This is a genomic window from Campylobacter sp. US25a (assembly GCF_004379075.1).
GTDB lineage: Bacteria > Campylobacterota > Campylobacteria > Campylobacterales > Campylobacteraceae > Campylobacter_D > Campylobacter_D jejuni.
The window spans coordinates 1-10,861 of record NZ_RYYM01000018.1; the positions used below are offsets into that span (position 1 = coordinate 1).

Below are 10,861 nucleotides of genomic sequence, written 5' to 3' on the forward strand. Positions count from 1 at the left end.
GCTAAAAACTCTCATGAGTTTGTAGGAGAAAACAAAGATATAGAAATAGGTGCTAATCAAAATACTATTATCCATAAAGATGAGACAAGAAATGTGAAGGGAGAAAATAAATTATTAATAGAAAAGTCTTTAACCCAAACAATAGAAAAAGAATTTTTCCTTAATGTTCATCAAAATTTATCCGCCCACATACAAGATAATACATCCTTAAAGTCCAATTCCATGCAGACAAAGGTAGAGGAACAATATTCTTTAGAATCAGATAATTCAACTTTTGACTTTCAAACAGATTGTGAAGTAAAAGCAGGTAGTCAAATCCTCCACCAAGTAGGTGATACTCAAATTGTTACTAAGGGAGATTGTGTTATCATTAAAGCAGGTGGAGTTGAAGTAACTATAGACTCTAAAGGACTTGTGGTTAGAGGTGGAGAGCTTAGGGCAGAGTAATGGAAGCACTTAATCAAAAAAATAGTTTAAATATTAGGCTTTTAAGTTCTAATAATATTCTTCTGCATAATCAAGAATTTAAGCTTTATGAAATAGCACAGGGCAATAAAAAGACTATTTTTACAACCAATAGAATGAGGGAAGCTCATTTAAATGCTAGTGAAATTTTTAGTAAAGAAGCACAAAGCTTTGAATTAATTTTAAATCAATCTAGTGTTTATAAAAACAAACCCATCTATAATCATAGATTTTTATTAAGAAGTTATGAGTATGGGCATTGGTGTGAAATAAAATTTGAAAGAAAGGCAGATAAAGGCCCTATAAACTCTATTAGGCTAAAATCCAAAGAATTTACCTTAGAAAATAATGAAAAAATAGCGCGTAATTTCTATACTTTTGGTGATATAGTAGAATTTGAAGCTATTTATGAGGATACAAAAATCAAAGAAGAGCAAATTAAATGGGGTTATGTTTTTATTCAGGATAAAAACACCTTAGATAAGTTAAACAAAAACCAATTAACTAATGACAAAAAGGAAAGTTCTTTATTTGATGAAGAAATTTTAAAAGATTGTTTTTATATTGAAAAAGAAGAAGATAAAGCCCTATTATCTTCTTCTATCATTCATAGACATTTAGACAACAAAGCTTATTGTGGAAAATCTCTTAGTTTGCAACTACCAAACCCTAAAGACACACAAGAGCAAAAAGCACTATTAGTCTTTGCTTATAAAGAAATACCCAATTATAATGCCTCTTATCTTATAAGAATAAATGATTATCCACAAATTACCATTGATTGCACTCTAGCAGAAACTCATAGAGCTATAAAAGACTTACAAAAACCATCAGATATTATCGATAATAGTTTATATTTTCAAAGGTTTGATATAAAAAATGATGTGTTTTTACCGCATTTAGGCTTAAGTAAATTTGATGCATTTCCATTGCAAAACTCCATACAACATGAAAAAGAAGTTTTAGATAAATTCCACTCTAACCCAAAATACAAGCAGAATTTTGCTCTATACTCTATTGCAGGGACTTTTAATATCTTATATATACCAAGCCTTATACAAATCACTAGAGTTACAAGATTCTATAATTACCATTCTTTATATGCTGCGTGCAAAAAGGTGCGTGCTTTTATCATTAATACTGTGAATTTTAATAATAATGGTAGCGATCAGCTTATTGGGGCATGGGATTATGAGAAGGTAGGATTTGATTTATATAATTCGATAATGCAATACCGAAATACAAAATTTCATTTTAAATATACCTCACCAAAATCATTCTTATTTCCCTTATATAATTCAGACTTTCTAAAAACAAAGCAGTATTTTAATCTAGGCTTAGATTTCTTTTTATATAGCTCTACATTTTTGGATATGGATTTTAGTCATACGCAAATGCAAGATACTGCTTTTATAGTGAGGAAGTAAGATGTTTTTTGCTGGTGGTGATTATGAGCCTTTTATATATGGGCTTAGTCTTATTGCATACTATTTTCTACCCCTTTATTGTCTGACGCTTTTATTGTATAAATATAAGCCTCAATATGTGAATCTTACTCTGCATATTGGAGCTTCAGCGTTGTTATACTTAGCTATGTGGGTAATATTTGTCGATACAACTATTATCAGCCTTTTTGAAATTTTTCAAATGTTTTTAATCCCCATTATCTTGCAAATTATACATCTTACCTTTATACTCTATGCTATTATCTATACTTATTTTGATATGCAAAAGATTTCATTTACAAAAAGACTAGGCAGATATATCGTTTCATTTTTTATTGGGATTGGACTACTTATCCTTTCTTTTGTAATGATGTATGCTATTGGATATTATATCAGCTCATGGTGTGATAGATATTATCTTAAAATCGATGAGAGAAATGAGGCGATTCGCACTATAACTTTTTATGTTCTTGTTGTGGTTTTTCCCAGTATAATTGCACTACTCCTTAGCTATATCCTCTATAAAAATCATAAGTCATTTTTTACTAAGATTCTATATAGAATCTTATCTATGATAGGCAAGGACAAACCATAATACAAAAACTTATATATCAAAACCACGACTACCAACAAACACAGAAACATTTCAATCTTGGTTGTGATTTTATAATTACAAGCCCAATATTTAAAAATATTAAGATTCCAAATAATTTGGATACAAAGAATCTATTGAGGATTATAGTAAAAAGTGAGGCGAGATAATGACTGATGGATTTGGGTTTTTAGCATATGTCTTTACATTGCCTGTATTGATTCTTGGTGGTATATCTTGTGTATGTATAGTATTTTTGATAAGATTTCAAAGCTTTTGTGGGTTTGTATGTTCAAAAAGTTTTTGGATTGCTTGGCTTTTTTCATATTATTTATTATTTTTGATTATCTGTATTACTTGTGAATGGGAGTTATTAACAATGTATATCTGTGGTATTTCTTTACCTTTGGTATATTTTTAAGAAAATTTTTTATGCAATCACATTTAACTAGCTCCAAACGAATTTTCATTGAGGAGTAGTTATTATGTTTGAAACGACAAAAAATACAGAGTAAATTAAAGGAGTTCTTATGCAAAAGTTTTTAATAGTTTTAGGATTGTGTTTAATGTTAGCCATTAGTGCTAATGCACAATCCCCAAAAGAAGCCAAACCTAGTTTTGATTGTGCTAAAGCAAAAAGTAAGGTTGAAAAGATGATTTGTAATGATGAAAGTGGGGAGTTACAGAATTTAGATCGCTATATGGGTGAAGTCTATACACAATTAAGAAAAGAATTAAAGATTTCTAATTTTGCTGATAAGGAGCAAAGGCTAAAAGATCTTTTAGATTCACAAAGAGCATTTATTAAAAATTTAAATAAAGTTGATTTTATAAAAGATGCTTATGAAGAGCGCATTACACAATTACTTAAACTTCTAGGAGAAGTGCTAGATTCTAACAATAAAGAATTATGTGAATATGCAAGAAGATATGAGAGTGATGACAGTAAATGGCAAGAAGTTCCTCCATCTGTCAATCCTCCCTTTAGTATAGGTTATTGTGCTTTTGGAGCAAATAATCAATATGGCATTTTTTATCATTATTGCACAGAAAAAAGAGAGATTATAAAAAAAGAAATGGCAAAAGCTATCAAAGAAAAAGATCCTTATATCAGTTTTCCTAGAGTCTATAAAAGAAAAATTGATATTAATAATGATGGGGTGTTAGATAATGTAATTCTTTCACGAGGGGAATATTTTAGTGCACTTTGGATATATAAAAATGGTAAGCTAGATGCAAAAGCAAGTGGTAAAATCTATGGAGATGATCTGCATTTTAGTGGAGCAAAAACTGAAGAAGAAGTTTGCATAGTAAATGAGACGCCTTGCAGGGCATTTGAAAAATATGCCCTGCCAAGCAATAAAATTTCAGGAATACCAGAACAAGCAGAATTTAACTCTGAAATTCCTATACTAAGCTATTTAACTTATGGAGTTATGGAATTTCAAGGCAAAAATTATATTACTCTTTGGAATGGTAGATTTAATTTTGATGAGAATTCTACTTATCCAGAAACACGCATTTATCTTTTAGAAGGTAATAAAAGAGAATTAAAATGCACTTATACAAAAGGAAATAATTGATGTTTGAAACGACAAAAAATACAGAGTAAATTAAAGGAGTTCTTATGCAAAAGTTTTTAATAGTTTTAGGATTGTGTTTAATGTTAGCCATTAGTGCTAATGCACAATCCCCAAAAGAAGCTAAACCTAGCTTTGATTGTAGCAAAGCAACTACAAAAGTAGAAAAGATGATTTGCAATGATGAAGGTGGGGAGTTACAAAAACTTGATAGATTATATTCTAAACTCTATTTTTCAATACTAAAGAGTATCCCAAAAAACACAAAAGAGGGGCAAAAAACAAGAGAAAAACTGAAATATTTTAATCACTCTGTTATGAGTAATAGAAATATATTTCAATGCTATTTTGTTGCACCATTTGAGACAAAAAAACAAGAAGACCGTCAGTCTAATTATTGCATAAAACAAATTTATTTAGAAGCGATTGCTACTTTAGCTTTTAAAATGATAGATAGTGAAGCTAATAGAGAAAAATGGGGCTTTAATGAAAGAATGAAAGATTTTGTTGTCCCAATTGAAAACTCTAATGGAGCCTATGATATGAACATAGAGTTTTTACCCGATTATAATCTATTTAACAATTTTTTTGAAAACACTACTCAAAGTATTGTTATAGATTTTATGGCTTACAATATTATGCAGTGGAATTATTTTCTTGTAGATGTTCGGATTAATGAAGCAAATGCAGATTTATTTGATGAAGCGGTAGAAAAATATAAAATATACTATGAGAAGCTCTATCAAGCTTTTACAAAAGATAAAAAACTTAATAAATTATTAGGAAACTAAATGCCAATTAAGACAACTATGAGGAATTTAAAAGCTTACAAATAAATAAAATTAATTTCTATTTAAAGGAGGAGTTCTTATGCAAAAGTTTTTAATAGTTTTAGGATTGTGTTTAATGTTAAGCATTAGTGCTAATGCACAATCCCCAAAAGAAGCCAAACCTAGTTTTGATTGTAGCAAAGCAACTACAAAAGTAGAAAAGATGATTTGCAATGATGAAGGTGGGGAGTTACAAAAACTTGATAGATTATATTCTAAACTTTATTTTTCAATACTAAAGAGTATCCCAAAAAACACAAAAGAGGGGCAAAATGCAAGAGAAAAACTAAAGTATTTTAATATAGCTGTCATGAAGAATAGAGATACATTCCAATGTTATTTTGCAGTCGAAGAACAAGAAGACTTTCAGCTACATTCTAATGATTGCATAAAGCAAATTTATTTAGAAGCGATTGCTACTTTAGCTTTTAGAATGATAGATAGTGAAGCTAATAGAAAAAAATGGAATTTTAATCAAAAAATGGAAGATTTTATTAATATTCCTATTATCAATAAAAATGGAACTTATGATGGGATAAATATGAATTTTTTATCTAATTATAATCTATTTAGTAAATTTTTTGAAAACACTACTCAAAGCGTTGTTGTGGATTTTATGGCTTATAATATTGCACAATGGAACTATTTTATCACATATTCTCTAAGAAATGAAATAGGTATATATCATTTTGATATGATAGTGGATGAATACAAAGAGTACTATAATGATTTGTACCAAGCTTTTACAGAAGATAAAAAACTTAATAAATTATTAGGAAACTAAATGCCAATTAAGACAACAAATTTAAGCTATGAGGAATTTAAAAGCTTACAAATAAATAAAATTAATTTCTATTTAAAGGAGGTGTTCTGATGCAAAAGTTTTTAATAGTTTTAGGATTGTGTTTAATGTTAGCCATTAGTGCTAATGCTCAATCTCCAAAAGAAGCTAAACCTAGCTTTGATTGTAGCAAAGCAACTACAAAAGTAGAAAAGATGATTTGCAATGATGAAGGTGGGGAGTTACAAAAACTTGATAGATTATATTCTAAACTCTATTTTTCAATACTAAAGAGTATCCCAAAAAACACAAAAGAGGGGCAAAATGAAAGAGAAGAGCTGAAATATTTTAATCACTCTGTTATGAGCGATAGAAATGTATTTCAGTGCTATTTTATTGTACCATTTGGGACAGGAAAACAAGAAGACTTTCGATCTAATTATTGCATAAAACAAATTTATTTAGAAGCGATTGCTACTTTAGCTTTTAGAATGATAGATAGCGAAGCTAATAGAAAAAAATGGAATTTTAACCAAAGAGTAGAAAAATTTAATGGTGCTGCTTGCCCGTTAGAAAAATATGATGAAATAAATTTTTTATCTAACTACAATTTATTTAATAATTTTTTTGAAAACACTACTAAAGGCATTGTTATAGATTTTATGGCTTATAATATTGCACAATGGAACTATTTTATTCTACAATCTCGGATTAATGAAGCAAATTCAGGCGAATTTGATGAGGCAGTAAAAGTATATAAAATACTTTATGAGAAGCTCTATCAAGCTTTTACAGAAGATAAAAAACTTAATAAATTATTAGGAAACTAAATGCCAATTAAGATAACTATGAGGAATTTAAAAGCTTACAAATAAATAAAATTAATTTCTATTTAAAGGAGGTGTTCTTATGCAAAAGTTTTTAATAGTTTTAGGATTGTGTTTAATGTTAGCCATTAGTGCTAATGCTCAATCTCCAGAAGAAGCTAAACCTAGCTTTGATTGTGCTAAAGCTAGCACAGAAGTTGAAAAGATAATATGCAATGATGAAGATGGGGAGTTACAGAATTTAGATCGCTATATGGGTGAAGTCTATACACAATTAAGAAAAGAATTAAAGATTTCTAATTTTGCTGATAAGGAGCAAAGGCTAAAAGATCTTTTAGATTCACAAAGAGCATTTATTAAAAATTTAAATGAAGTTGATTTTATAAAAGATTCTTATGAAGAGCGCATTACACAATTACTTAAACTTCTAGGAGAAGTGCTAGATTCTAACAATAAAGAACTATGTGAATATGCAAGAAAAAATAAATTTGGTGACAGTAAATGGCAAGAAGTTCCTCCATCTGTCAATCCTCCCTTTAGTATAGGTTATTGTGCTTTTGGAGCAAATGATAAATATGGCAATTTTGATAATTATTGCACAGAAAATAGAGAGATTATAAAAAAAGAAATGGCAAAAGCTATCAAAGAAAAAAGTCTTTTTATCAGTCCTCCTAGAGTCTATAAAAGAAAAATTGATATTAATAATGATGGGGTGTTAGATAATGTGATACTTTCAGATGGGGAATATTTTAGTGCACTTTGGATATATAAAAATGGTAAGCTAGATGCAAAAGCAAGTGGTAAAATCTATGGAGATGATCTGCATTTTCATGGAGAAAAAACTAGTTATCAAACTGTAATGGTTAATGAAGTGCCTAGCATAGCATTTGATACATATGCCCTGCCAAGCAATAAAATTTCAGGAATACCAGAACAAGCAGAATTTAACTCTGAAATTCCTATACTAAGCTATTTAACTTATGGAGTTATGGAATTTCAAGGCAAAAATTATATTACTCTTTGGAATGGTAGATTTAATTTTGATGAGAATTCTACTTATCCAGAAACACGCATTTATCTTTTAGAAGGTAATAAAAGAGAATTAAAATGCACTTTTTAAAAAGGAAATAATTGATGTTTGAAACGACAAAAAATACAGAGTAAATTAAAGGAGTTCTTATGCAAAAGATTTTAATAGTTTTAGGATTGTGTTTAATGTTAAGCATTGGTGCTAATGCACAATCCCCAAAAGAAGCCAAACCTAGTTTTGATTGTGCTAAAGCAAAAAGTAAGGTTGAAAAGATGATTTGTAATGATGAAAGTGGGGAGTTACAAAAACTTGATAGATATATGGCAAAGACATATAAAGAACTAAGACAGAATCTAAACAAAAATGAGCAAAATAAGCTTTTAACATCGCAACGATTATGGCTTCAAACCCTAAATCAATGCAAATCTAAAGAATGTGTAAAAGAGCTTTTGCAAAATAGAGTTGGAGAATTGCAAAATTACACAGCACACACGGGCAATGTGTGGCTTGGGACTTATACATTACAAGAAAATCTTTATATGGGGAGCTTTACAATAAAAAAGTGTGATAAGTTTAATATTTGTGAAGCTAGATATGAGGCTATCCTAAATAAAAGTGAATTTAATGATATGCACGAATGCGATATAACTTTGAAATTACAGATAAAATCTCAACAAGAAGCTATAGCTTTAAATGATGATAAGGATTTTGCAAATTGTAAAATTTATATTAGGAAAAATCAACAGGGTATTGTATTTATAAGAGATGAGAAAGTATTTAATTCACCCGATTATTTTTGTAGCACAATGTGTGGCAACCAAACGATATTTGAGTGGGGAGATATCTATAAAAAGGAAATGCAATAATGCTTTATGATGTTAAAAAATTAAATGAAAATGATTATAAAAAAGAATGTGCAAAGCTTCTTATTGCTTTTGAAAATTCAAATTATAAACAAGAAAATGCTATACATATTGCAGGCAATGTAACTATTGGATATGGACTTGATTTAAAGACAGGAAATAATCCAAAGTTACTTTTAGAAGGGTATTTACCAGATGATTCTAAAAAACTTAAAATAGGAGATGAAGAATTAACTTTTTATGAAATTATAGAGAAATATAGAGCCAATAAGGCAGGTTTTACAGACCCAAAGATAGTAAAAGGTTATTTACAAAATAAAGTGTTTAATTTTTCGCTTACGCAAGAACAAGCCCAAGAAATTTTGGAAAGAACCTTTGATTCATATAAAAAGTATATATCACAATATATTGGCGATAACTTGTTGGAATATAGTCAAGAAAAAGCTTCCTTGGTTTCTTTACATTATCATGGCAGATTTAATAATATCAAAGATAATATTCGAGATTCTATTATCAAAAATTCGAGATTCCTATTGTGGTTTTTAATACGATACAAAACTAACCCAAAAAACTTTATTCCATTTCTTATTAGGGCTTGCGATGAAGCCGATATTTATCTATCTAATCCAAATATTAATAAAATAAGTCTTATTTTTGATGTGTTTTCTTACTTAAATATCAAAAGGGAAATAATTAAATATAGAATACATAAAATCAATACAAATAGAACAAGCTCCAAACAAGTTCATAAACAAGATACACTATATAATTTAGCACTTTGGTATGAAAACGATTTAGATTTTATACCTTATCAAGATTATATTATCGATTTAAAAAAAATTCAAAAACTTAAACCAATTTCACAACTTACCAAAAAGCCCATAAATGATATTGTTGCAACCCTTAAGCCTCATTTAGATTACCTAAACACCCTCACTCAAAAAAATTTTAGCTTAGATAATATTTATTGTATTGCTAATTATTGTGAGAATTTAGGTGCTAATAAATTGGATAATGTTACCTTGCTTAATAAAACTTTAAGACAAAAGTTTGAAAAACTAGAAGCAAATACACCTCATAATATTCTTATACTCTATCCAAATCCCACTCCATCTATTATACAAATAAAACAACCTAAAAATACTTTTATTACTTTACTTATAGGAGCAAAAGCAAAAATAGATTGTTCTAAATTGATAGAAGATCAATGTGAGCTAATGTATTTAAAATATGATCCAACACAAGAAGAACAACAAGCAATTAATCCACAAGCTTTTTCTTGTAGCACCCAAGAAGAACTTATTTTAAAAAAAGAAGATGAAATATACTTTAAAGCAGTAAAAAACAATATATCATATTTTATTAATAAAAACGATGGAATTTTAAAAGTTGCTCTTGCTGGTAATGAAGAAAATGCTATAGAATTATACAGTTTTGCTAAAGAAAATCAATTTAAAATTTTACAAGATAAAGCTTCAAAGATGCTAAAAATCTATTTAAAACTAGAAAGGTATAGTAGCGAAGAGATTTTATCACATAGAGGGGGAAATTTTGAATTAACACTTAATAATCTTAAGATTTTAGATAAAAATGGAAATAATCATGAAACCATCACTAAAATATTTCTTCATAATTGTGAGAACAGAAGGATTTATGAAAGTTTAAAGTTAGAGTATCAAGAAGGCATTTATAAGAGCAGTTTTAAAATTGATTTAATTTTAGATGAAAACTCTTCTTTTTTTAAAAGGGCTACAAAATGTATTATAGCTACAAAAACCTTAGAAGGCTTTAGCACAAGTCAAATGCACAAAATTGGAAATGTGGCAATAGTCTCTTTAAGCTCTGCAGATAAGAAAGGTGGAAGCTATACTTTTACAAATAAAGTAAGTATGCAAGATTTTGGAGAAAATCTTTATTTAGATACTGAGGCAAATGGGTATGAAAAACAAATAAAAAATTCAAGAAAGAATTTATATATCACAAGTTTGCAAGCTTATAAAGAAAAAGAACAGCAAAATACTACTGATAAAATCCCTTACAATGAAACTATTTTTGTTAGAGCTTACTTAAATAATGAGGAGAAATTTTTCTTCGATGAGACAATTAAATGGGCATATTGTATAAAAAAAGAAGAGGAATTAGAATGCAATCAATCTAAAATTAAGATTTTAGAAAATCTTCAAGGAAATGATATAGCCTTTAATACTTCTATGCTTTCACAAGATGATAGGAATATACTTTATAATATGAATGAAAAATATCAATTAATTTTATTTGCCTATTTTAACACACCTGCTTTTAAAACAACACAAGGAATAACGCATTTAGTGTTAAAATGACTAAAGATTTAAACTATACAAAACAAAGCCATTGAACTTACCCTCTCAAATATAAAAGATAAAGAACAAATTTATTTAAAAGCCCAAAAGGATTATGATGAATTAGTCC

General features: G+C 28.4%; 10 protein-coding genes and 1 pseudogene. All 11 read left to right on the plus strand.

What is annotated here, in order from left to right; genetic code table 11:
* A pseudogene (locus ELQ12_RS10735) lies at positions 1–447 on the plus strand (hypothetical protein); the annotation flags it as partial.
* Positions 447–1,892: a hypothetical protein gene (locus tag ELQ12_RS08810; protein WP_002861574.1), complete on the plus strand. Its 1,446-nt coding sequence runs from the start codon at positions 447–449 to the stop codon at positions 1,890–1,892. The pseudogene ELQ12_RS10735 and the gene ELQ12_RS08810, both read left to right, overlap by 1 nt.
* Before the next feature lies 1 nt (position 1,893).
* Complete coding sequence (locus ELQ12_RS08815) at positions 1,894–2,505, plus strand: hypothetical protein (protein ID WP_002861575.1); 612 nt, start codon at positions 1,894–1,896, stop codon at positions 2,503–2,505.
* Between the two features lie 166 nt (positions 2,506–2,671).
* Positions 2,672–2,923, plus strand: a complete 252-nt coding sequence (locus ELQ12_RS08820) for a hypothetical protein (protein ID WP_171824241.1) — start codon at positions 2,672–2,674, stop codon at positions 2,921–2,923.
* 109 nt (positions 2,924–3,032) lie between these two features.
* The gene (locus ELQ12_RS08825; RefSeq protein WP_134264717.1) at positions 3,033–4,085 is read left to right on the plus strand and encodes a DUF1311 domain-containing protein; all 1,053 of its coding nucleotides are present in this window, start codon (positions 3,033–3,035) and stop codon (positions 4,083–4,085) included.
* 44 nt (positions 4,086–4,129) lie between these two features.
* On the plus strand, positions 4,130–4,873 hold the full coding sequence (locus tag ELQ12_RS08830) for a hypothetical protein (protein ID WP_002861577.1): 744 nt from the start codon (positions 4,130–4,132) through the stop codon (positions 4,871–4,873).
* 79 nt (positions 4,874–4,952) lie between these two features.
* A complete protein-coding gene (locus tag ELQ12_RS08835) occupies positions 4,953–5,696 on the plus strand; it encodes a hypothetical protein (protein ID WP_134264718.1) in 744 nt (247 codons plus the stop codon).
* Between the two features lie 89 nt (positions 5,697–5,785).
* Positions 5,786–6,523: a hypothetical protein gene (locus ELQ12_RS08840; protein ID WP_070286248.1), complete on the plus strand. Its 738-nt coding sequence runs from the start codon at positions 5,786–5,788 to the stop codon at positions 6,521–6,523.
* Positions 6,524–6,602: 79 nt separating this feature from the next.
* Positions 6,603–7,640: a DUF1311 domain-containing protein gene (locus tag ELQ12_RS08845; RefSeq protein ID WP_126229689.1), complete on the plus strand. Its 1,038-nt coding sequence runs from the start codon at positions 6,603–6,605 to the stop codon at positions 7,638–7,640.
* A gap of 59 nt (positions 7,641–7,699) precedes the next feature.
* Positions 7,700–8,416: a hypothetical protein gene (locus tag ELQ12_RS10740; protein WP_134264719.1), complete on the plus strand. Its 717-nt coding sequence runs from the start codon at positions 7,700–7,702 to the stop codon at positions 8,414–8,416.
* Entirely contained in the window at positions 8,416–10,752 is a 2,337-nt protein-coding gene (locus ELQ12_RS08855; RefSeq protein WP_243834145.1) for a hypothetical protein, read from the plus strand. Before ELQ12_RS10740 ends, ELQ12_RS08855 begins: the two co-directional genes overlap by 1 nt.
* Positions 10,753–10,861: the final 109 nt, after the last annotated feature.

Excerpts from the sequence above, each read along its gene's own strand:
- ELQ12_RS08825 (WP_134264717.1), top strand. The coding sequence starts at position 3,033 with ATGCAAAAGTTTTTAATAGTTTTAGGATTGTGTTTAATGTTAGCCATT.
- ELQ12_RS08835 (WP_134264718.1), top strand. The coding sequence starts at position 4,953 with ATGCAAAAGTTTTTAATAGTTTTAGGATTGTGTTTAATGTTAAGCATT.
- ELQ12_RS08840 (WP_070286248.1), top strand. The coding sequence starts at position 5,786 with ATGCAAAAGTTTTTAATAGTTTTAGGATTGTGTTTAATGTTAGCCATT.
- ELQ12_RS08820 (WP_171824241.1), top strand. The coding sequence starts at position 2,672 with ATGACTGATGGATTTGGGTTTTTAGCATATGTCTTTACATTGCCTGTA.
- ELQ12_RS08855 (WP_243834145.1), top strand. The coding sequence starts at position 8,416 with ATGCTTTATGATGTTAAAAAATTAAATGAAAATGATTATAAAAAAGAA.
- ELQ12_RS10740 (WP_134264719.1), top strand. The coding sequence starts at position 7,700 with ATGCAAAAGATTTTAATAGTTTTAGGATTGTGTTTAATGTTAAGCATT.
- ELQ12_RS08845 (WP_126229689.1), top strand. The coding sequence starts at position 6,603 with ATGCAAAAGTTTTTAATAGTTTTAGGATTGTGTTTAATGTTAGCCATT.
- ELQ12_RS08810 (WP_002861574.1), top strand. The coding sequence starts at position 447 with ATGGAAGCACTTAATCAAAAAAATAGTTTAAATATTAGGCTTTTAAGT.
- ELQ12_RS08815 (WP_002861575.1), top strand. The coding sequence starts at position 1,894 with ATGTTTTTTGCTGGTGGTGATTATGAGCCTTTTATATATGGGCTTAGT.
- ELQ12_RS08830 (WP_002861577.1), top strand. The coding sequence starts at position 4,130 with ATGCAAAAGTTTTTAATAGTTTTAGGATTGTGTTTAATGTTAGCCATT.